Source organism: Sphingomonas sp., assembly GCF_040398505.1.
Classification (GTDB): domain Bacteria; phylum Pseudomonadota; class Alphaproteobacteria; order Sphingomonadales; family Sphingomonadaceae; genus Sphingomonas.
In genome coordinates, this window is record NZ_JBBATX010000006.1 from 13446 (window position 1) to 35891 (window position 22446).

General features: G+C 65.2%; 21 protein-coding genes and 1 tRNA gene. 10 read left to right on the forward strand and 12 right to left on the reverse strand.

All coding sequences use genetic code 11. The features are described from left to right. Positions 1-199: 199 nt before the first annotated feature. Genes ABWP09_RS01670 through ABWP09_RS01685 form a run of 4 tightly spaced genes read right to left on the reverse strand, consistent with a single transcriptional unit; the run spans position 200 to position 4234 of the window. Complete coding sequence (locus ABWP09_RS01670; RefSeq protein ID WP_353203431.1) at positions 200-1417, reverse strand: class I SAM-dependent methyltransferase; 1218 nt, start codon at positions 1415-1417, stop codon at positions 200-202. A 43-nt stretch (positions 1418-1460) separates the two neighbouring features. Further along, a complete protein-coding gene (locus tag ABWP09_RS01675) occupies positions 1461-2834 on the reverse strand; it encodes a cryptochrome/photolyase family protein (RefSeq protein WP_353203432.1) in 1374 nt (457 codons plus the stop codon). 58 nt (positions 2835-2892) lie between these two features. Continuing rightward, positions 2893-3288: a GxxExxY protein gene (locus ABWP09_RS01680; RefSeq protein ID WP_353203433.1), complete on the reverse strand. Its 396-nt coding sequence runs from the start codon at positions 3286-3288 to the stop codon at positions 2893-2895. Positions 3289-3328: 40 nt separating this feature from the next. Continuing rightward, positions 3329-4234 carry a histone deacetylase family protein gene (locus ABWP09_RS01685; protein WP_353203434.1) on the reverse strand — a complete coding sequence of 302 codons (906 nt, stop codon included), beginning with the start codon at positions 4232-4234 and terminating at the stop codon, positions 3329-3331. A gap of 34 nt (positions 4235-4268) precedes the next feature. Between ABWP09_RS01685 and ABWP09_RS01690 the strand changes: the two genes are divergently transcribed. From ABWP09_RS01690 to ABWP09_RS01730, 9 genes are all read left to right on the forward strand, one after another. Further along, complete coding sequence (locus tag ABWP09_RS01690; RefSeq protein ID WP_502959741.1) at positions 4269-5267, forward strand: alpha/beta hydrolase; 999 nt, start codon at positions 4269-4271, stop codon at positions 5265-5267. Continuing rightward, the gene (locus tag ABWP09_RS01695; protein ID WP_353203436.1) at positions 5264-5746 is read left to right on the forward strand and encodes an RNA pyrophosphohydrolase; all 483 of its coding nucleotides are present in this window, start codon (positions 5264-5266) and stop codon (positions 5744-5746) included. The genes ABWP09_RS01690 and ABWP09_RS01695 overlap by 4 nt, the downstream gene beginning before the upstream one ends. Continuing rightward, positions 5743-6951: a hydrolase gene (locus ABWP09_RS01700; protein ID WP_353203437.1), complete on the forward strand. Its 1209-nt coding sequence runs from the start codon at positions 5743-5745 to the stop codon at positions 6949-6951. The genes ABWP09_RS01695 and ABWP09_RS01700 overlap by 4 nt, the downstream gene beginning before the upstream one ends. Further along, complete coding sequence (locus tag ABWP09_RS01705) at positions 6948-7964, forward strand: arginine N-succinyltransferase (RefSeq protein ID WP_353203438.1); 1017 nt, start codon at positions 6948-6950, stop codon at positions 7962-7964. The genes ABWP09_RS01700 and ABWP09_RS01705 overlap by 4 nt, the downstream gene beginning before the upstream one ends. An 88-nt stretch (positions 7965-8052) precedes the next feature. Continuing rightward, entirely contained in the window at positions 8053-8271 is a 219-nt protein-coding gene (locus ABWP09_RS01710) for a hypothetical protein (RefSeq protein WP_353203439.1), read from the forward strand. A gap of 69 nt (positions 8272-8340) precedes the next feature. After that, complete coding sequence (cysD, locus tag ABWP09_RS01715; RefSeq protein WP_353203440.1) at positions 8341-9243, forward strand: sulfate adenylyltransferase subunit CysD; 903 nt, start codon at positions 8341-8343, stop codon at positions 9241-9243. Positions 9244-9332: 89 nt separating this feature from the next. Further along, positions 9333-11285, forward strand: coding sequence for a sulfate adenylyltransferase subunit CysN (cysN, locus tag ABWP09_RS01720; protein ID WP_353203467.1), 1953 nt, complete (start codon positions 9333-9335; stop codon positions 11283-11285). Next, on the forward strand, positions 11282-12046 hold the full coding sequence (locus ABWP09_RS01725) for a 3'(2'),5'-bisphosphate nucleotidase CysQ (RefSeq protein WP_353203441.1): 765 nt from the start codon (positions 11282-11284) through the stop codon (positions 12044-12046). Before cysN ends, ABWP09_RS01725 begins: the two co-directional genes overlap by 4 nt. A gap of 19 nt (positions 12047-12065) precedes the next feature. Beyond that, a complete protein-coding gene (locus tag ABWP09_RS01730) occupies positions 12066-13487 on the forward strand; it encodes an ATP-binding protein (RefSeq protein WP_353203442.1) in 1422 nt (473 codons plus the stop codon). Between the two features lie 4 nt (positions 13488-13491). Here ABWP09_RS01730 and ABWP09_RS01735 read toward each other — a convergent pair whose 3' ends face one another. Together ABWP09_RS01735 and ABWP09_RS01740 are read right to left on the reverse strand one after the other, a co-directional pair. After that, a complete protein-coding gene (locus ABWP09_RS01735) occupies positions 13492-14781 on the reverse strand; it encodes a sugar MFS transporter (RefSeq protein ID WP_353203443.1) in 1290 nt (429 codons plus the stop codon). Between the two features lie 135 nt (positions 14782-14916). Then, positions 14917-14993: transfer RNA gene (locus ABWP09_RS01740), tRNA-Arg, on the reverse strand. 82 nt (positions 14994-15075) lie between these two features. Between ABWP09_RS01740 and ABWP09_RS01745 the strand changes: the two genes are divergently transcribed. Continuing rightward, entirely contained in the window at positions 15076-15591 is a 516-nt protein-coding gene (locus ABWP09_RS01745; RefSeq protein ID WP_353203444.1) for a hypothetical protein, read from the forward strand. On the opposite strand, the gene ABWP09_RS01750 is transcribed toward ABWP09_RS01745, so the two are convergent. From ABWP09_RS01750 to ABWP09_RS01775, 6 genes are all read right to left on the reverse strand, one after another. Further along, complete coding sequence (locus tag ABWP09_RS01750) at positions 15588-17792, reverse strand: spermidine synthase (protein ID WP_353203445.1); 2205 nt, start codon at positions 17790-17792, stop codon at positions 15588-15590. The two genes, ABWP09_RS01745 and ABWP09_RS01750, sit on opposite strands and share 4 nt — an antisense overlap. After that, positions 17792-18334, reverse strand: a complete 543-nt coding sequence (locus tag ABWP09_RS01755; protein WP_353203446.1) for a GNAT family N-acetyltransferase — start codon at positions 18332-18334, stop codon at positions 17792-17794. The genes ABWP09_RS01750 and ABWP09_RS01755 overlap by 1 nt, the downstream gene beginning before the upstream one ends. Continuing rightward, positions 18331-18873, reverse strand: a complete 543-nt coding sequence (locus ABWP09_RS01760; RefSeq protein ID WP_353203447.1) for a GNAT family N-acetyltransferase — start codon at positions 18871-18873, stop codon at positions 18331-18333. The genes ABWP09_RS01755 and ABWP09_RS01760 overlap by 4 nt, the downstream gene beginning before the upstream one ends. Then, entirely contained in the window at positions 18870-19862 is a 993-nt protein-coding gene (hemB, locus tag ABWP09_RS01765) for a porphobilinogen synthase (RefSeq protein ID WP_353203448.1), read from the reverse strand. Before hemB ends, ABWP09_RS01760 begins: the two co-directional genes overlap by 4 nt. A gap of 113 nt (positions 19863-19975) precedes the next feature. Continuing rightward, entirely contained in the window at positions 19976-21436 is a 1461-nt protein-coding gene (locus ABWP09_RS01770) for an MATE family efflux transporter (RefSeq protein ID WP_353203449.1), read from the reverse strand. Positions 21437-21562: 126 nt separating this feature from the next. Then, a partial coding sequence (locus tag ABWP09_RS01775) for a class I tRNA ligase family protein (RefSeq protein ID WP_502959742.1) occupies positions 21563-22446 on the reverse strand: 884 nt, incomplete at its 5' end.

Below are 22446 nucleotides of genomic sequence, written 5' to 3' on the forward strand. Positions count from 1 at the left end.
CGGATCGTCGCGTTGCTGGTCGAGGATTTCACGACCGGCCATTTCGAACGGGTCGCATAACTCTCCCCTCCCGCTTGCGAGTTTGAGGTCGGTCATGCCCCCGACATGACCTGAACGATGCGGGGCATCGTTCACCTCAAACTGGGCTGGGGGAGGGAATGTCCCAGCCACCCCCGAACAGTTCGAGACATCCCCTCCCCTAACCCCTCCCGCGAGCGGGAGGGGGACTTTTGACCAGCGTAACCTGCGCGGCATCAATCCCCTGCCCGCGAAACCCGCCTTCGCAATACATCAGATAATAGCGCCACAAGTCGATGAAATGCTGATCGAATCGCGCGGGCAACTGGCCTGCGGCGACAGCCGTATCGAACGCGATACGCCACCGCCTGAGCGTTTCGGCATAATGCAGGCCGCACGTGCGGTGATCGCTCCATTCGAGACCCTCTGCCTCGGCCAGCGCGCGGAAACGGCTTTCGGACAGCAGCATGCCGCCGGGGAAAATGAAGCGCTGGATGAAATCGACATTGGCGGCATAGGCGTCAAAGATCGCGTCATCGATCGCGATATATTGGATCGCCGCGCGACCACCCGGTTTCAACGCGCGCGCGATCGCGGCGAGATAGACCGGCCAATAGTCCTGCCCGACCGCCTCAACCATCTCGATGCTCGCCACGGCGTCATAGCGGCCGACGACATCGCGGTAATCGGTCCGCGACACCGTCACGCCCGACAATCCAGCCGCGGCGATGCGATCGGCGACCGCCCGCTCCTGCTCGGCCGACAGCGTAATCGCGTGGACCGCCAGACCACGCCGCGCCGCCGCCTCGGCAAAGCTACCCCAGCCGCAGCCGATTTCGAGGATGGTGTCGCCCGGTGCAACCGCAAGCCGGTCGAGCATCGCATCGATCTTGGTCGCCTGCGCCGAGTCGAGGCTTTGCGCGGGCGAAATCGGTTCGGCGAACACGGCGCTTGAATAGGTCAGGCCGGGATCGAGCCACAGCGCGTAAAAGTCATTCCCCAGATCGTAGTGAAATTCGATATTGCGCTTTGAGCCCGTGCGAGAGTTACGCCGCAAGCCGTTGCGAAATCTTCGCAACATCCGCATCACACCGCCAGAGCGCGCGGCCCCGCCGAGCGTCCGGCTGTTGCGCGTGAACAGTTCGAACAGCACGGTCGGGTCGGGGCTGGCCCATTCGCCTTTCGTCCAAGCGACGTACCAACCGGCCGATCCGCCCGTGGCAAGGCGCAGCAACGCCCGCCAGCTGCGCAGATCGACCACCGCCTCTGGCCCCGGCGCGCGCCCGCCCAGCAGCCGCGCGCGCCCATCCGGCAGCGTCACGGCGAGCGACCCTTGGGTCAGCCCCGCATCGATTCGGTCGAGCAGGCGGTGAAACAGTGTCGCGAAAGCCCCAAGCATCGCGCACCCCCTCGCACCGACGGCCGCGCGCCGCAACGGGGTTTCAGCGCAGGTATTTCACCGCCGCCAACGCGCGCTCGCGGCCTTCGCGGTGGCCGATGATCTTGGCCGGGTAGGCGCGTGGCCGAAATCCCGCCTCGTCGGGATCGTGGATCGCCGCACCGCGCACCCCCGACAATTCCGGCACCCACTGGCGGATATAGGCCCCCGCATCGAATTTGGGCGATTGCACCAACGGCGCCATGATCCGCACGAACATGTTCGAATCGACCCCCGTGCCTGCGGTCCATTGCCAATTGACCGCGTTCGACCCGTAATCGGCATCGACCAGGCAATCCCAGAACCAGCGCTCGCCCGCGCGCCAATCGATCAGCAAATGCTTGATCAGGAAGCTCGCGGTGATCATCCGCACGCGATTGTGCATCCACCCCGTCGCCCAAAGCTGGCGCATCCCGGCGTCGACGATCGGATAGCCGGTGCGGCCTTGCTGCCACGCTTGCAGGTCGGCGTCGGCGGCTGCGCCCGTCCGCCACGGCAGCGCATTGAGCGTGTCGCGGGCATTCTTCGAGCCGTAATCGGGGAATTCGCGGATGATGTTCTGTGCATAATCGCGCCAGCCGATTTCGCCGAGGAAGGTATCGACCGATCCGCCTGCATCGGCGACCGCGTGCCACACTTGCGCGGCCGAAACCTCGCCGAAGTGGAGATGCGGCGACAGGCGCGAACTGCCCGCAACCGACGGCAGATTGCGCGTTTCGCCATAATTGGCGGCATGATGTTTGAAGGCGGTCAACCGGGTATGCGCGCCGTCTTCCCCCGGGGTCCATTCCGCTGCAAACCCGCTCGACCAGTCGGGCTTGGTCGGCAACAAGTCCCAATCGGCGAGGGCATCACTCTTCGGCCAGTGCGCTGGCGCAGGAATGAAGGCCGGGGCACGGGTCGGGTGGGGCGGCGGCATCGTCGTCTTCAGCGCGCGCCAGAACGGCGTGAAGATCTTGTACTGCCCGCCGCTGCCGGTGGTGATCGACCCGGGCGAGGCAAGGTAATTGCCGTCATGACAGACGAGGTCGAGCCGCTTCGCCACCGCGCGCTCGGCATTGCGCCACCACGGTTCGTGATGCCGGATGCAATGAACACGCGTCGCCCCGGTTTCCATCGCCAGCGCGGCCAGCACCACATCGCTCTCGCCCCGCCGCAGGATCAGCCGCGAGCCCTTCGCGCCCAGCGCCGCATCGAGGCTGGCAAGGCTGTGCTGCAACCACCAGCGCGACGCGCCGCCCATCGCATAGTGTTTCGGGGTCGCATCATCGAGGATATAGACCGGGATGACCGGCCCCTCCGCGATCGCGGCGAGCAAGGCGGGCTGATCAGCCAGCCGCAAATCGCGGCGCAGCCAGAGGAGAGAGACGGGCATCATCTGCGCTTTCGAGAAAGATTTTGACTCACACAAAGACGCAAAGGCACAAAGAGCGATGTCATTGCGGAGCGTAATAATTGTTGGCAATGCGCCTGACACCGTCCTTGAACGTCGCCAGTCCGAAATTCATCAACAGGCCCAGTGGCAAATCCAGCAGCCGCAAATAGGTCAAAACCTGTTTGCCGTGAACGGGCACGAAACCCTCGGTCGATTTGAGTTCGATCAGCAATCGCCCCTTCAACAGGAGGTCGGCCCTGAAGCCTTCCTCTAAACAAGTATCCCCGAAGCGGATCGGGACAACTTTCTGGCGCTCGACCGAAATCCCGCGCTTCGCAAGGCTTTCAGCCAGACATGCTTCGTACACCGATTCCAGCAAACCAGGACCAAGCGCCTCATGCAGTTTTAACCCGCAATCGACCGCTTCGCGTGCCAAATTTTCCAGAGCTTCGCTCACCCCCACTCCCTTCTTCGTGCCTTTGCGTCTTTGTGTGAGATCATCGGCACTCTGAATAGACCTGACCCAACGTCAAAATCGCGCGGACGTGCGCGGCGGCAAGCGTAGCGATGTCCGCACCGTATCCACCCCCCACGGTACTCGCGAGCGCGATACCGCGGTCGCGGGCGGCGCGGGCGACCAGCGTTTCGCGCGCCACCAGCCCCGCATTCGTCAGCGCAAGACGCCCGAGCCGGTCATCGGCCAGTGGATCGATGCCTGCCTGATACAGGATCAGATCGGGACGATAGTCGTCGAGCATCGGCAGCAAGGTCGCCGCCAGCATGTCCAGATACGCTGCGTCGCCCGTCCCGTCGGGCAACGCCACGTCGAGCGTCGAGCGGGCCTTCCGCGCCGGGAAGTTTTTCTCGGCATGGATCGAATAGGTCGCGATGCCGGGGCGTCCGGCGGTCAGCGCGGCGGTGCCGTCGCCCTGATGCACATCGCAATCGACGATCAGCACACGTGCCACGTCGCCCTCCTCAACCAGCCGCACCGCCGCGATCGCGAGGTCGTTAAGCACGCAATAGCCGGCACCCGTGGCGGCGAGCGCGTGGTGGCTGCCACCTGCACTATTCGCCGCGAATCCGCGCTCCAGCGCGAGTTTCCCGGCAAGCCATGTCCCGCCCGGCACCATTTGCGCGCGCGCCGCGACCGCAGCGGTCACCGCGAATCCGATTCGCCGCTCCTTTTCACGCGGGACGCGCGCGGCGATCACTTCGGCGACATAGTCCGGATCGTGCACTGTCTCGATCCAGCGCGGCGGCATCGGCGCCGGCTCATGCCAGTTGATCGCCGCACCCTCAGCGCGCAAAAGATCGCGGATCGCGGCATTCTTGCTCAACTGGCTCGGATTGGCGCTTTGCCCGTCGGCGACATAGGCAGGGTGATGGACGACCGTGATCATCGCGCTTAGGTAGGCGCGACGCTGGCTCAGACCAATGGAGAGATGCTTGACCGATCCTTATGTGCGCCCCGATGTCGCGGGCTTCCTCGCGTTTCTCAACGCCCTGCCCGGCCCGAAGATGCACCAGCTCGAAGCCCCCGCGGCGCGCGCGACCTATGCCGCGATGAAAGACATCGCCGATCCGCCGGTGGGCGAGCTCGGCACGATCACCGACCTGACGATTCCAGGGCCCGCTGGCGACATCCCGGCGCGGCTGTTCGACGTGGCCGCCAGCCGGCTGCCCGGGCCGCTCGTCCTGTTCTTCCACGGCGGCGGCTTTGTGATCGGCGATCTCGACACGCATGCCAGCTTCTGTGCCGAAGTTTCCCGCATCCTCGATCTCCCGGTGCTGGCGGTCGATTACCGGCTCGCGCCCGAAGCCATTTGGCCGGCCGCGCCCGATGATTGCGAAGCGGCAGCACGCTGGGCGGCGGGCAGCCCGGCGGCACTCGGGCGCAAGGTCACCAGCCTCGTGACGTGCGGCGACAGCGCCGGCGGCAACCTCGCGATCGTCGTGGCCATGGCCTTGCGCGATGCGCCCGCCGCCGTGCCGGTGATCGCGCAGCTGCCTTTCTATCCCGCGACCGATACGACGCAGGAATACCCGTCCTACAGCCAGTTCGCCGAAGGCTTCCTGCTGACCCGCGACAGTATGGAATGGTTCAACGCTGCCTATCAGGCGGAGGCCTCGCACATCCGCACCTCGCCGCTGAAGGGCGACCTGAGTGGGATGCCGCCAGCCGTGGTGGTGACCGCCAGCCTCGACCCAATCCGCGATCAGGGCCGTGCCTATGCCGCCGCGCTCGCGCAAGCCGGCGTCGCGACCGTGTATCGCGAGGCAGTGGGCAACATTCATGGCTTCATCACGCTGCGTAAGGCGATCCCGTCGTCGGTCGGCGATGTTGCGGCGGCACTGACGGCAGCGAAGCTCGTCATCGCCGAGGCCGAGGGCGCGCGCGTTATGGCCCAGGCGGCGGACGGCGCCGCAGCGTGAACGCGGCGACCGCCCTCGACTATCGCCCGTGTGCGGGGATCATGCTGCTCAATCGCGACGGCAAGGTCTTCGTCGGACAGCGGATCGATGCGATGGTCGAGGCGTGGCAAATGCCGCAGGGCGGAATCGATGACGGCGAGGATCCCGAAATCGCCGCCCTGCGCGAGCTTGGCGAGGAGACCGGGATCGCACCCGACAAGGTCGCGCTGATCGCGGTCGCGGCCGAGGAACTCTTTTACGACCTGCCCGAGGATCTGGTCGGCAAGGTGTGGAAGGGCAAATGGCGGGGACAGCGGCAGCGCTGGTTCCTGTACCAATTCCTCGGCGAGGATGCAGACGTGAACATCGCCACCGCCCACCCCGAGTTCAAGACGTGGGACTGGATCACGCCCGAAACACTTCCCGACGTTATTGTGCCCTTCAAGCAGCAGCTTTACCGCGAGGTGCTGGCGGCGTTCGCGCCGCATCTGGCGCGATGACGGGCCTGAGCGAGATCGAACGCGCGGCGATTGCGCACGCGAGCGCGCAGCCGATGCTGGCGCAGGTCGAGCGCTGGGCCGCGGCGAACAGCGGCACGCGCAATCTTGCAGGTCTGGCAGACGTGGCCGAGATGCTGGTCGAAGCGTTCAGCGTCTTGCCCGGGGAGATCGCGCTGGTTGCCGGCGACGCCGCCGAGAGCGTTGGCGCGGATGGGGCCGTGACAATCCTCGATCACGGCAAGCATCTGCATCTGGTGGTCCGCCCGGAGGCTCCGGTGCAACTGTTGCTGACCGGGCATATGGACACGGTCTATCCGGTCGATCACGCCTTCCAGATGCTGACCTGGCTGGATGAGGGCACGCTGGGCGGCCCCGGCGTTGCCGACATGAAGAGCGGCCTTGCTCTGATGCTCGCCGCGTTGAGCGCGGTCGAGGTGAGCCCACTCGCCGCGCGGATCGGCTATGAAGTCGTGATCAATTCCGACGAGGAAACCGGCTCCTTCTCCTCGACTCGCCTGATCGCCGACGCCGCACGCGGGAAGATTGCGGCGCTGACCTACGAACCCGCGCTCCCCGACGGAACGCTGGCGGGTGCGCGCGGCGGGACCGGGAATTTCTCGATCGTCGTCACCGGCAAGAGCGCGCATGCCGGGCGTAACCCCGGGGAAGGCCGCAACGCGATCGTCGCCGCGTCGGAGCTGGCGGTACGGCTGTTCGCGCTGCGCTCCCCCACGCTCGCGGTGAACCCGGCACGGATCGAGGGCGGCGGACCGAACAATGTCGTGCCCGATCACGCGGTGCTGCGGATCAATTTCCGCCCGCAGAACCATGCCGAAATCCACCGCGCACAAGCCGCACTCGACCGGATCACCGCCGAAGTTGCGGCGCTCTGTGACGTGCACATCGCCGTACATGGCAGCTTCAACCGCCCGCCAAAACCGATCGACCCCGGTGCCGCCAAGCTCTTCGCGTTGGTCAAGGATTGCGGCGCCGACCTCGGGCTCGACATCGCCTGGCGCGCGACCGGCGGGGTGTGTGACGGCAACACGATCGCCGCATGCGGCGTGCCGGTGGTCGATACGATGGGCGCGCGCGGCGCGGCGATTCACTCTCCGCAAGAATTTCTGATCGTCGCGTCACTCGCCGAGCGCGCCGCTCTGTCTGCGCTGACGATCCTGCGCATAGCCGAAAAGGGTGCCCTGTGACCTTCGTGATCCGCGCCGCGCGCGACAGTGACCTGCAACCGCTCTATGAAATGGCGAAGCTGACCGGCGGCGGCTTCACCAATTTGCCGCCCGATCGCGCCGCGCTCAAGATCAAGCTGGTGCGCAGCGCCGCCGCCTTCGCCCGCACCGACGACACCAAGGCCGACGATCTGTTCGTGCTCGTGCTCGAAAACACTGCGACCGGCGAAGTCCGCGGCACCTGCCAGATCTTTACCCATGTCGGGCAAAGCTATCCTTTCTACAGCTACCGGCTCGGCACGTTGACGCAGCATAGCAAGGAGCTCGGCCGCACCTTTCGCGCCGATATGCTCGGGCTAACCACCGATTTGGAAGGGTGCAGCGAAGTCGGTGGCCTCTTCCTCCACCCGGGCGAACGCGCCGGGGGCCTCGGCATGCTGCTCGCCCGCGCGCGCTATTTGTTCATCGCGCAGCACCGCGCGCGCTTCGCCGACCGGATCCTGGCCGAGCTACGCGGGATTATCGACGAAGCGGGCGGATCACCCTTCTGGGATGGCCTTGCCGGGCGCTTCTTCGGGATGAATTTCCAGGACGCCGACCAATTCAACGCGGTGCGCGGGCACCAGTTCATCGCCGATTTGTTCCCCAAGCACCCGATCTACATCGCGATGCTGCCCGAAAGTGCGCGCGCGGTGATCGGCCTGCCGCACCCGTCGGGCCGCGCGGCGATGCGGATGCTCGAAAATGAAGGCTTCGCGTATGAAAACTATGTCGACATCTTCGACGGTGGCCCGACGATGATCGCCAGAACCGATCAGGTCCGCACGATCCGCGATGTCCAACCGGCGCGCGTCGTCGCGATCGACGACGATGGCGGCGACGCAGCGCTGGCGGCGCATGGACGTCTCGCGGATTTCCGTTGCGCCTATGCCACGATCAGGACGAGCGCGGATGGCGTGGTGCTGGGTCGCGCGGGAGCCACCGCACTGCGCGTGGTCGAAGACGATGTGATCAGCCACGTCGCGCGCGCGTAGGTGTCGGATTAATTGACACGTAACCACGTTTCTTAACGCGCAACCGCGCGGAACCGCGATTGGCCCGACACTTGCTCAACGTTTTGGCATGTGGACCAGATTTTCCCGCCTGTTCGTCATCAAGAGCAAGTTCGAGGCGTTCGCGGTGATTTACGCGCTCGCGCTCGGCGCGGTCGAGCGGGGGGTTCATTACCTCGACCAATATCCGGGCTTCGGTGGCTGGCTGTTGTTCGCGGTCTGCCCGATCGCGGTGTTCATGGCGGGCGCGCGCATTCTCGATTCGGTCGAGCGCAACGCAGCACTTTGACGCGAACTTTAGGCGACAACAGGATTAGTTGATCGCGCGCGCGCGTTTCTGCACTATCTGCGACGGATCATGACCATCGCCCTCACCCATCTCCAGCGCCTCGAAGCCGAAAGTATCCACATCCTGCGCGAAGTCGTTGCCGAGGCCGAGCACCCGGTGATGCTCTATTCGGTCGGCAAGGATTCGGCGGTGATGCTGCATCTGGCAAAGAAGGCATTTTTCCCCGGTACGCCGCCCTTCCCGCTGCTGCATGTCGACACGACGTGGAAATTTCGCGCGATGTATGAAATGCGCGCGCGCGCCGCGGCCGATGCCGGGATGGAACTGATCGTCCACCAAAATCCCGAGGCAAAGCGGCTGGGGATAAACCCGTTCGATCATGGCAGCCGCCATACCGACATGTGGAAGACCGAAGGACTCAAGCAAGCGCTCACCGCCGGCGGATTCGACGTCGCCTTTGGCGGCGCGCGGCGCGACGAGGAGAAATCGCGCGCCAAGGAACGCATCTTCAGCTTCCGCTCGGCCAGCCATCGCTGGGACCCGAAGGCACAGCGCCCCGAGCTATGGCACCTCTACAATGCCAGGAAAGAGCGCGGCGAAAGTATCCGCGTTTTCCCGCTGTCGAACTGGACCGAACTCGATATCTGGCAATACATTCTGGCGGAGCAGATCGAGATTGTCCCGCTCTACCTTGCCGCGCCACGCCCGACGGTCGAGCGCGACGGAATGCTGCTAATGGTCGATGATGACCGCTTCCCGCTTGCCCCGGGCGAAGTGCCGGTCGAACGCTCGATCCGCTTCCGCACGCTCGGCTGTTATCCGCTGAGTGGTGCGGTGGAGAGCGAAGCGACGACGCTGTCCGCGGTGATCCAGGAAATGCTGCTGACCACCACCTCCGAACGGCAAGGTCGCGCGATCGATCACGATCAGGCGGCGAGCATGGAAAAGAAGAAAGCGGAGGGATATTTCTGATGGAGCGCGAAGAGAACGCCACTTCTGCTCCCCTCCCTGGAAGGGAGCGGCTGGGGGTGGGTCGGCCTGAGGCAGCCGGCGCCCTCTCCCTGTACCAACCCACCCCCGCCCCCTCCCTTTCAGGGAGGGGAGATCATTCCTACACCCCCGACTCCCTCATCGCCGCCGACATCACCGCCTATCTTGCCCAGCATCAGCGTAAATCGCTGCTCCGCTTCATCACCTGCGGATCGGTCGATGACGGCAAATCGACGCTGATCGGGCGCTTGCTCTACGACAGCCGCGCGATCTTCGCCGATCAGCTCGCAGCACTTGAGGACGACAGCAAGCGTGTCGGCACGCAGGGACAGAATATCGATTTCGCGCTGCTGGTCGACGGCCTCGCCGCCGAGCGCGAACAGGGCATTACGATCGACGTCGCCTACCGCTTCTTCGCGACCGAAAAACGCAAGTTCATCGTCGCCGATACGCCGGGGCACGAACAGTACACCCGCAACATGGTCACTGGCGCCTCCACCGCCGATGCCGCCGTCATCCTGATCGATGCGCGCAAGGGCGTGTTGACGCAGACGCGGCGGCACAGCTTTCTCGTCAAACTGCTGCGGCTGCGCCATGTCGTGCTCGCAGTGAACAAGATGGACCTGGTCGGCTATGACCAAGCCGTGTTCGATACGATCGTTGCCGACTATCGCGCCTTTGCCAGTGCGATCGGGATCGAACACTTCACCGCCATCCCAATCTCGGGCTTTGCGGGTGACAACGTCGCGACTCCCTCCGCCGCGATGCCGTGGTACAGCGGTCCTACCCTGATCGAGCATCTCGAATCGGTCGATGTCGAGGCCGAAGCCGCGCAGGCCCGCCCGTTCCGGTTGCCCGTGCAATGGGTCAACCGGCCCGATCTCGATTTCCGCGGCTTTGCGGGCCTGATTGCGAGCGGGAGCGTGAAGCCCGGCGATTCGGTCCGCATCCTGCCCTCGGGCCGCACCACCACCGTCGCGCGGATCGTCACGATGGACGGCGATCTCACCGAAGCCGTCGCCGGGCAATCGGTCACGCTAACGCTGGCCGATGAGGTCGATTGCTCGCGCGGCGACGTGATCGCGACCGCCGACGATCCGCCGCACGTCGCCGAGCAATTTCAGGCCACCCTGGTGTGGATGGCGGAAACCCCGCTCCTCCCCGGCCGCTCTTACTGGCTGAAACTCGGCACCCAGACCGTCTCCGCAACGGTACAGGAGCCGCGCCACGCGATCGACGTCAACACGCTGGCCGAACTCTCGGTCAAGACGCTCGGACTCAACGATATCGGCGTGGCGGAGATCTATACCGATCGCGATCTGGTGTTCGAACCGTTTACCGATGGCGCCGATCTCGGCGGCTTCATCCTGATCGACCGCGGCACCAACGCGACCGTGGCGGCGGGGATGCTCAATTTCGCGCTGCGCCGCGCGCAGAATGTGCACTGGCAAGCGATCGACGTCACCCGCGAGGCGCACGCCGCGCAAAAGGGCCAGACGCCGCGCTTGCTCTGGTTCACCGGCCTGTCGGGTTCGGGCAAATCGACCATCGCCAATCTGGTCGAGAAGAAGCTTTACGCGCTCGGCCGTCACACCTTCCTGCTCGATGGCGACAATGTGCGGCACGGTCTCAACAAGGATTTGGGCTTTACCGATGCCGACCGGATCGAGAATATCCGCCGCATCGGCGAACTCGCCAAGCTGATGACCGATGCCGGGCTGATCGTGCTCACCGCGTTCATCTCGCCGTTCCGCGCCGAACGCGACATGGTGCGCGCGATGCTGCCGGGCGATTTCGTCGAGATCTTCATCGATACGCCGCTGGCTGAGGCCGAGGCGCGCGACGTGAAGGGGCTGTATGCCAAGGCGCGGCGCGGTGAGATCGCCAATTTCACCGGCATTTCGAGTCCGTATGAAGCGCCCGAACGACCCGACATCCGCATCGACACCACCCGCGAAACCCCAGAAGCGGCGGCGGAGCGGATCGTCGAGCATATCATGGGCGTATGGAGCCCCAATTTATGACCCCCCCACCCTATCAAAACGATGCTGACCTCGCGCGCTCGGTCGCAATGGCGGCGGGCGAGGTGCTGCGCGGCTTGTGCGTGGATGGGGCCTGTCCCGATGCCGAACTTGGCGACCGCGGCGACAGGGATGCCAATACCCTGATCCAGAGCTTGCTCCGCGCCGCGCGGCCGGAGGATTTCATCCTGTCGGAGGAAGCCGCCGACGATGGCGCACGCTGCGCCGCAAGCCGCGTCTGGGTGGTCGACCCGCTCGACGGGACGCGCGAATTTCGCGAGCGCCGTGATGATTGGGCGGTGCATATCGGCCTCGCGATCGACGGCGTCCCGGTGACCGGCGCGGTCGCCCTCCCGGCCGAGAATCTCGTTTTCGCCAGCAACGATCGGCCGGAAGTTCTGGCCCCCGCGCCGCTGCGCCCGCGCATGGTCGTCAGCCGCTCGCGCGCGCACCCGATCGTACTGCAGGTCGCCGAAGCGATCGGTGCCGAGCTCATGCCGATGGGTTCAGCGGGTGCCAAGGCGATGGCCGTGGTGCGCGGCGATGCCGAAATTTACCTCCATGCCGGCGGACAATATGAATGGGACAATTGCGCGCCGGTCGCGGTCGCGCTGGCGGCCGGATTGCATGCTTCGCGGATCGACGGCGCTACGCTCGTCTATAATTGCCGCGATCCGTTGCTGCCCGACGTGCTGATCTGCCGTCCGGAATATGCCGCGCAAGTGCTCGCGGCGGTGGCCGCGGCGAATCCCGTGACGGGATGATGTTGCGCTAAAGTGATGATTGTCCATACCGTCGATCCACGGTAAGCGCAGCCCCGGCGTTGGGTCGCGCTTCTCGGGGGGGAACATCGCGGTGCGGCTATTTTCGGGACTGTTCCTGCTGCTTGCCGGAGAGGCGCTACTGGTGGCGGCGCTCCCCGGAAGCGCGCTCGTTTTCAGCCTTCAACGCGGCCATGAGGCGTATTTGGAGTCGCAGGACCGGCAATCGCTCGCCGCCTTCGCTTCCCTGATCGCGACCGAGATCCGGGGCGGGACCACAGCCCGAACCGCACTCCAAGTCTCCCAAAATGTGTTCGATGATAACAGCCAGCCGGGCGACCCGCCGCCGCCGCTTCGCGACCGCATCGCGCTCTATACGCCGGATGGGAAGTTCCTGTCGGGAGCGCAGCCTGATCGCGAAGGTGCCCGAATGGAGCGTGCGGTCATCATTGACGGACGCGCCGTCGCGATCGCAAAGATCGTCGGGCCGCGTACGCCCACGGCGGCAAGCTTCGCCTTCGTACGCGATCAGCTGATCGGGATCGTGGTTGCGATGACGGCGATTTTCCTGCTGCTGCTGCTTGCGGGCTATCTGATCGCAACCCAATGGACGCGCCCGCAAATGGCCTTGTTCCGCGCGAGCCGCGCCATCGCGCAAGGCGATTTCGACGTCGAATTGCCCGAGACCGGCCCGGCGGAAACGCGGGCGACGATGCGAAATCTGGGGCGCGTGGCGCGGCAGTTCAACCGGCTCGAATCGGCGCGTCGCACGTGGCTGGTGGCGGTATCGGAAGAGTTGCGCGTACCCGTTCACGCGCTCGGCACCAAATTGGCGAGCCTTGCCGAGCAGGCCGCGCCAAACGATCCCGAGGGTTTTGCCGAAGTGACTGAGCGCGTCCGCCGTCTGGCGGAAATGGCGGAGGATCTACACGCCGTCGCACTCGCCGATCTCGGTCGCTTGCCCGTGACCTACGCCACGGTCGATCCGGTCGCGCTGATCCACAATGCGGTGTGGAGCAACGGCCGCCGAGCGAAGATGCAGCGTGTCTCGCTCGAAACCGGCGCGTTGCCGGCAACAACCGTCCTGGTGAAATGGGACGGCGCGCGGATTGAGCAGCTGTTCACCGCGCTGATCGAAAGCAGCTTGCGCTATACGCCCGCCGGCGGCCGCATTGTGCTCGGGCTGGAGGGGCGGCGCGACGCGTGGCGGCTGATCATCGATGACAGCGCACCAGGCGTCGATGTCGCGCTCGCCCAGCAACTGTTCGAACCGTTTTACCGCACGACCAAGGCACCGGGCGAATCGGTGACCACATCAGGATTGGGCCTCGCCACGGCGCAGGCGATCGTCGAGGCGCATCACGGGCGGATCGAGGCGAGCACCTCGCCGCTCGGCGGCCTGCGCGTCACGGTCGTCCTGCCCGCCGCCCCGCCGACCGCCTGAACGGTTATACCGCGACCGGCTTGCGCGCGAACCAGCCATAGCCCGCGATCAAGCCATAGCACAGCGCGGGGAGCAGCAATGCGAACCGGAGGCTGCTCGCATCCGCGATCAGCCCGGTCAGCGGCGGGATGACCGCACCGCCGACAATCGCCATCGCGATGATCCCCGATCCTTCGGCCGCGCGCTTGCCCAACCCTTCGCTGGCGAGCGAGAAGATCGTCGGGAACATGATCGAATTCATCAGCCCGATCGCCAGCAGGGACCAGCCTGCAATCTGCCCCGGGGTGTTGGCGGTGATCAGGATCAGCGTAATCGATCCCCCCGCGACTGTCGCCAACACCTTGCCCGGCGAAACCAGTCGCAGCACGACCGTGCCGATGAAGCGGCCAATCATCGCGCCACCCCAGTAAAAGCCGACATATGCCGATGCGGCGGCAGCATTAATGGCGAAAACGTCGCCCTGGATAAGGTAGCTGACGATCAGCGAACCGATCGCGACCTCGGCCCCGACATAAAGGAAAATACAAGCAGCTCCCAAACCGAAGCGCGGTCTTGCGAGCAAATTGAACGCGCGCAAGACGCTGCCGCTGTCTTCGACGACATTGGGCAGGCGGTTGCGCCGCGTCCAAACCACGCCCGCCACGATGATAAGCGCGAGCGCCAGTGCCAGATAGGTGTTGACCACCACCTGTGTTTCCGCCGTGCGATAGGCGTCGAGCGCAGCGCCGGATAGAGTCGCCGTATCGACCCGCGCAAGGCTGCCGAGGATCAGATATCCGCCGACAATCGGGAAGATTGTCGTGCCAAGCGAATTAAAGGCTTGGGCAAAGGTCAGGCGGCTATGCGCGGTTGCAGGCTTGCCGAGCAGCGATATCAGCGGATTGGCGATCACCTGCACCGTCGTGATCCCTGCCGCGAGCACGAACAGCGCGAACAGGAATACCGCATACATGCCCGATTGCGACGCCGGGATGAACAAAAGACAACCCGCCGTCATGATCAGCAACCCGATCGACGCCGAGCGCATATAGCCAGCTTTGCGCACAATCCAGGCGGCAGGGATCGCGAAGATGAAATAGGCTAGGAAAAATGCCGACTGCACCAAAAGCGCCTGGAAATAGTTGAGCGTGAACAGGTCTTTCAGCTTCGGGATGATCACATCGTTGAGGCTGGTGATGCCGCCGAAAATGAAAAACAACGCAAAGACAAAAAGCTGCAAATCCGGGGCATTCACCCCGGTATCCCCTGCGGCCGCGTCGTTCGGCTGGGCAGTTGTGCCCGAAGTCAGCGCCATATCAGAATCCCCTACACGGCCCCGATCGATCGAGGCCTTTGACCGCGCTTAGCCGGATAGCCTTAGGCGTGTCGATCCAAGTGCATACGAATGGGCACGCAATCCGCATGCGCCTCGACTTGGAATTTAGGAAAATGGTGCACCCAGAGCGATTCGAACGCCCGACCCTCAGATTCGTAGTCTGATGCTCTATCCAGCTGAGCTATGGGTGCGTGGAGAGGCGCTGTTAGAGGCATCTTTGCGGTCGCGCAAGTGCGTTGCGCGAAGGTTTTCATCGTTATAGAGCATTAGGCGATGAACAGCGCCTTCCCCCTCGCCCGCGTCGCCTGCCTGCTCGTGTCGTTGGCGGTGGCAGGATGCGCCGCGCAGACCTCGGGTCGTTACCCCTCGCTGCTGCCTCGCGCGATCGAGTCGCGCAGCGATGCCGAGCCAGAGGTCGTCATCGCCTTGGCCGAGTCCGATTCGATCGTCGATGCCGCACTGCCCGAACTTCGCGCGACGATCGCGACCGCCATCGCCGATTTTGCAAAGGCCGCGCAGATCGCCGATCGGCTGGCCAGCACGGCGCAGGGCGATTCGATCGGCGGCGATCGCTGGATCGCGGCACAAACCGCAGTCGCCGAACTTGACGGCTACCGCGCGACGCTATCGTCGGCGGTGACCGATCTCGACGCCCTCGCGCTGAACCGCGCAGCGGAGGGCAAGCCCGACTATCCCGCGCTCACCGCCTTGCACGCGACCGCGCAGGCCGCGCTTGACGAACAAGCAGCGCGAATAACCGCGATTTCCGCGCGGCTCCCCGCCGCTTAACGGCGGATTTTGAGCAGCGGCAGGATCGTCGAATAATCGTCGGTCCACGGCGTGAAGCCCGGCCGGGTTTTTACCGGTTGCCACGAAGCATCATAGGTCTTGAGGACTCTGAGCGCTTGACGGTCACGCGACAATGCGATCCATAGCGACTTGGTCGCGGCCGGCGTATCGTTCGGGCCAGGCGTGTAGGTCAGCTTCACCGCATGCCACCCGCCATCGGTGGCCGCCGCCGCAACGACGGGCTCAAGATCGAGGAAGCGATTCGAGATATGGGCCAGCAGCAGACCGCGCGGGGCCAGCACGCGGCCGTAAAGGGCGAACGCTTCGCGCGTCATCAAATGCATCGGCACCGAATCAGACGAAAAGGCATCGAGCGCGAGCAGATCGAGCGCGCCACCGCCTTCCCGCGCAAGGCTCAGCCGAGCATCACCGAGCACGATTCCGGGGTTGGGCAGACAGCGCGAGACGAAGCTGAACTGCCCGGTATCGCGCGCAATCCGCACCACGGTCGGGTCGATCTCGTAGAAGCGCCACTCCTGCCCCGGCCGCGCGTAGCAAGCGAGCGTCCCCGCCCCCAGCCCGACCACGCCGACGCGCGCACGCGCGCCGTACAGCGTTGGGAGCGCCAGCATCGCCTGACCGACCCCAGATCCCGGCACATAATAGGTTGTCGGCGTCCGCTCCTTGTCCGGCGAACCGCGCAGCTGCGTGCCGTGGACCGTCGTGCCATGCGCCAATTGCCGCTGCGTCGCATTGCCGCGCACGGTATAAATACCGAAATAGCTGCGCGTGCGCGTGCCGGGTTCGAGCGAGATCCGCACTGCGTGATAGCCGCCGAACGCGATCAGCGACCCGAGCATCACAATCCCGAACGCGCGGCGCGACCCGATCGCGATCAGCCCGATGCCAAGGATCACGATCAAGGCGATTTGCTGCATCGGACTGATGCCATCGACCGGACCGGGAAACGCAAGCACGGCAGCGACCAGCGCCAGCACCACGATCGCCACGCCATAGAGCAGGATTCGTCCGCGCTGCTGATTGCCTTCCCACAGCCGCCGCACCGGGCCGATCAAATAGTGCTGCGGCATCAAGATGCCCGCCAGCAGCAGCAGGATGGGATATTCGTAGGTCCAGTCGAACACTAGCGGAGCGATCAGCGCGGCAAACACGCCGCCGAGCGCGCCGCCGACCGACATCGCCAGATAGAAGCCGGTCAGCCGATCGGGCTCGGGCCGAAGGCGATACAGCCCGGTATGCAAGGCGACCGACAGCAGAAAAAGCAGCGCCAGTGCCATGATCGCGCCCAGCAACGGGATCGCCGACAATCCGCCAACCAGCAGTCCACCGAACAATAAGAGACCAATCGGCGCGATCCGCGTCTGGATGTCGGCGGTCATGCGATCGGTCGCAAAGGCGATCGTGAAGCTGAGCAGATACAGGCCGAGCGGCAGCACCCAGAGTAGCGGCATCGCGACGATATCGGTGGTGATCAACGTCGACGTCGCCAGCATCAGGCCCGAGGGGACGAAGGCAAGCAACACCCACTGCGCGATCCGCCCGCGCGTCGGCGGTGGCGACACGGCCACGGGATCGGCGGCAACGGCACCACCGCGCGGCAGCGTCGCCGCGCACAACGCCACCAGCAGCGCGACAAGGATATAGCCGCTGCTCCACAGGATGCGCTGGCCATACAATGCCATCCCGGGCTCAACGAAGAGCGGGTAGGCGATCAGCCCGGCGAAACTGCCGAAGTTCGATGCGGCATACAGCGCATACGGATTCTCGTCTTTGCGCGACAAGCTGAACCAGCGTTGCAGCAGCGGTGCCTGTGCCGAGATCGCGAAGAAGAGCGGCCCGATCGAGATGCCGAGCAGATACGGCACCCAGATTGCGGGCTGCGCGGTCGGCGAGAGCTGCATCGCCTTCAGCCCGATCGGCAACCACAACGCCGCGACGAGCAGCACGCCGAGATGCGTCATCCCCTGCGCGCGCGGGCTCAGCCGCCCGAGCCAGTGCGCATAGGCATACCCCCCCAGCAGCAACGCCTGATAGACCAGCATCGCCGAATTCCACACCGCCGACGCGCCGCCCAGCCGCGGCAACGCCATCCGCGCGACCATCGGCTGGACGAGGAACAGCAGGAACGACCCGGCGAGAATCGTCAGCACGAAGAGCGGGCGCGCGAAGCGTGCGGACATCAGGCGGGACCGTAGCTTGAAGGACGGGCGATCCGATAGAGGATGTGGCGTTTCAGCGGGCTGTCATCGGGGACACCCGGATGATCGAAATCTTCGCCTGGATAGCGCGTCATGCCGAGCCGCTCCATCAACCCCCAGCTTGCGCGATTGGCAAGGACAGTGATCGCGGTGATGCGCGGCGCGTCCAGATTCGCCCAGCCCCAGGCAAGGCTCGCCTCTGCAGCTTCACGCGCATAGCCCTGCCCCCACGCGTCGTGGCGCAACCGCCAGCCGATCTCGATTTCGCCATCGAGGAAAGCGTAGCCGGGCTGCAATCCGCAAAAGCCGAGGAAAGCGCCATCCGCCTTACGCTCGGCCGCCCAGAAGCAATAGCCGTGCTCGCTTTGTCGCGCGACCATCCGATCATAGCCCGCGCGTGCATCCTCCATCGTCGCCGGCGGCCCGAGATAGCGCATCACATCCGCATCCTGCCCCATCGCATAAAACGGCGCGATATCAGCCTCGCGCCAGCCGCGCAGGATCAGGCGTCCGGTCTCGATCATACCGGGCGCACAATTTCGTACAGGACGGTTCGCCGCAACGGATCGCCTACGGCGAAACTCGGATGATCGAAATCGCCGTCGGCGACACGCGTCATGCCGAGCCGCTCCATCAGCGTCCGGCTCTTCGCGTTGCGCGCCGCGGTAATCGCAACGATGCGGTCTTCGGCGAGATTCTCCCATGCCCAGTCGATGCTGGCGGCGGCGGCCTCCTTGGCGAAGCCCTGCCCCCAATAGGGCACGGCCAGCATCCAGCCGATCTCGAGCACGCCTTCGATCGGCGACCCCGGATTGCCGCGCTTCAGCCCGCAAAACCCGATCACCGCGCCATCCGCACGCCGTTCGACCACCCAGAAGCCGAGCCGTTCGTGGCGAAAGCTGTCGTGCCGGGCAAGCGTTTCGTCGCTCGCCGCCATGTCCTTCACCGGACCCAGATCGGCCATCACGCGCGGGTCCGCCCACATCGCGTGCAACGCAGGTCGGTCGGATGGGTCGGGCACGCGCAGCCGCAGCCGCGCCGTCTCCACAACCGCTGCGATCATTTTCCCAGCAGCCGCGCGGCATGCGCCGCGTGATAGGTCAGCACGCCCGAACAGCCCGCGCGCTTGAACGCCATCAGCGTTTCCAGCACCATCGGATCGCGCTCGGCCGCGCCCGCCGCGACGGCGGCCTCGATCATCGCATATTCGCCACTGACCTGATACGCGAACACCGGCACTTCGAACGCCGATTTCACCCGCGCGACAATGTCGAGATACGGCAGACCGGGCTTGACCATCACGCTGTCCGCACCCTCGGCGAGATCGAGCGCGACTTCGCGCAAAGCCTCCTCGGCATTGGCCGAATCCATCTGATAGGTCTTCTTGTCGCCCTTCAGCAGCCCACGGCTGCCGACCGCATCGCGGAACGGACCGTAAAACGCGCTGGCGTATTTGGCGGCATAGGACATGATCTGGACATTGTGGTGCCCTGCCCCCTCCAGCGCATCGCGGATCGCGCCGATGCGGCCGTCCATCATGTCCGACGGCGCGATGATGTCCGCCCCCGCCGCCGCCTGGTTGAGCGCCTGCGCGACGAGTACTTCGGACGTGGCGTCGTTCATCACATAGCCGGCCGCATCGATCAGCCCGTCATGCCCGTGCGCGGTGTAGGGATCGAGCGCGACGTCGGTCAGCACGCCGATCTCGGGCACGGCATCCTTCAGCGCGCGCACTGCGCGGCACATCAGATTGTCGGGGTTGAGCGCTTCCTCACCGCCTGCGCTGCGTAGATGGCTGGGGGTGTTGGGAAACAAGGCGATGCACGGAATACCGAGATCGCGCGCTTCCTTGCCGCGTGCGACAATCCCGTCAACCGACCAGCGCGATACGCCGGGCAAGCTTGCGATCGGCTCCTCGACCCCGCTGCCGTCAGCAATGAACAGCGGCCAGATCAGATCGGCGGGCGTCAGCACCGTCTCGGCATGGAGGCGGCGGCTCCATGCGGCGGCACGGGTACGGCGAAGGCGGAGGGCGGGATAGTGTGCGGTCATGGTCGCGACTTGTGATGGATCGACAGGGGCGCCGCAAGCATTACGCAGCGGAAATTCCGGACTTCCCGCCTTTGCTGCCCATCAATTGCATCGTGCCGGGCGCAAGCGGTAGCCTACCCCGCCGGGTGCAGCCGCCCGACCGGTTCGCCGTCGCCGCCATGCTCCGGCGGGATCTCGGGCGGCACCACCATCCGCTGTGTGCGCCACCCGCCATAGCGGTAATACCACGCCGCCATTGCGAGATTGGCAACCGAGCCGAGCGGGAAGCTCCACCACAGCGAATCCGCGCCGAGACTCTGTTCGAACGCCAGCGCGAAGCCCAACCGCACCGGAAACAGCGACACGATCAGCATCGTCAGCGGCGCCCACACCGCGCCATTGGCGCGCACGGTCGAAAACAGCACCATCGTCATGCCGAAGACGATGAAGTTCCAACTGGCGAGCACCTGGATATGCCGCGCGATCGGGATGGCGGGGCTGTCGCCGCCGAGGAACACCGCCATCACCGGCCGGTCGAACGCGATGATCGCCGCCACCATCGTCGTCGTGATAAGCGCACTGAACAGGATGCCCGAGCCCGTGATCCGATCGACTCGGTCCCACAACCCCGCGCCAATATTCTGCGCCGCCATGCTGCTGACCGCAGCGCCGACCGCGAGCGCGGGCATCTGGATATAGCCCCACAGCTGCATCGACACGCCGTAGGCCGCGCTGGTGTCCACACCGTAGCGATTGACGAGGCCGGTCATCGCCAGCGCCGCCAGCGACACGACGAGCATTTGCGCGCCCATCGGCAAGCCCTTGGCGAGGATCGTTCGCGCCAGCGCCGCACTCGGCACCAGCCAGGTGATTTCATGGCCGCGCAACCGGATCGGCAAATCGCGCGCATAGATATACGCCAGCAGCCCGAGCGCCGCGACATGCGCCGAAATCAGCGTGGCGGTGGCCGATCCGGCAATCCCCATCTCCGGCATGCCGAACCAGCCGCGGATAAAGACCGGGTTGAGCCCGCTGTCGAGCGCCACGCTCAGCACGGTGAACCATAAGGGCGTCACCGAATCGCCGATCCCGCGTAGCGCCATGCTGAGCAGTACCAGCAACATCGAGGCGGGCAGGCCGAGGAAGATGACGCGGAGATAGGCGAGCGCCAGCGGCAAGACGCTCGGCGGCGTCGCCAGCGCGTGCAGGATATCGGGCGCGAAGATCCACCCGAGCGTCGCGATCACCACCGCGCCGCTCAGCACGATGCCGATCGACGCGCCGAACGCGCGTCTGGCCGCCTCGACATCGCGCCGCCCCATCGACTGGCCGATCAGGATGGTCGAGGCCATGCCGAAGCCGAACACCGCGGCGAACATCAGGAACATAATGGTGTTGGCATTCGCCGTCGCCGACACCGCGCTCTCGCCCAGGAACCGCCCGACCCAGATCGTGTTGATCGACCCGTTGAGCGATTGCAGAATGTTCGACCCGAGCGTGGGGAGCGCGAAGGCAAGCAGCGTCGCGGCGATCGGACCGGTGGTCAGGTCGCGCGACTTGGCTCCCCTCCCGCTTGCGAGCTTGGGGTCGGTCATGCCCCCGGCATGACCTGAACGATGCGGGCATCGTTCACCCCAAGCTGGGCTGGGGGAGGGCTTGTAAAATCGCTCACGCTCCGCCCATGCCCTCCCCTAACCCCTCCCGCAAGCGGGAGGGGAATTTTACCCCAACCGCCCGAGCGCCGCGCTCAGCCGCTCGGCCTCGGCGGCCTTGTCGGCATGATCGGCACGCGCTTTCTCGACCGCTTCGGGTTTGGCGCGCTCGACAAAGCTCGGGTTACCGAGCCGCCCGGCGAGCGCATCGCGTTCCTTCGCCGCCGCCTCGATCGCCTTGGTCAGCCGCGCGCGTTCGGCGGCGATGTCGATCACGCCTTCGAGTGGCAGAACAAAGGTCGTCGCGTCGACCACCACTTGCAACGCCCCGCCACTCGGCGCAGCGCCAGTCGCAACATCGATCCGCGCCAGCCGCGCGATTGCAGCGGTCTGCCGTTCGATCCTCGCGGTGGTCTCGGACGATGCGTCGAGCACATGCACCGCCATGCGCACACCCGGCGCGATGCCAAGCTCGTTGCGCGCGGCGCGCACTTCGCTCACCAGCCGGATCAGCCAGTCGATTTCCTTGCTCGCGGCCGGATCGATCGATTGCGCATCCGCCATCGGCCATTGCGCGACGATCAGATCGTTGTCGCGCGGGTGGGCGGGATCGGACATTGCGTGCCACAATTCTTCCGTGATGAACGGCATGAACGGGTGGAGCAATACGAGGATCTGGTCGATCACCCAACCGGCGACGGCGCGGGTTTCGTCGGCTTCTAAACTCCCCTCCCGCTCGCGAGTTTCAGGTGAACGATGCCCCGCATCGTTTAGGTCAGGCTGGGAGCCTGACCGACCTGAAACTGGGTTGGGTGAGGGCATGTCCGCGAGCGACGCGCCTGACTCGACAGCCCCTCCCGCAGGCGGGAGGGGAGAAAGCACCGGCTTGATCAGCTCAAGATACCAGTCGCAAAACCGGCTCCACACGAATTGATACACCGCATTCGCCGCGC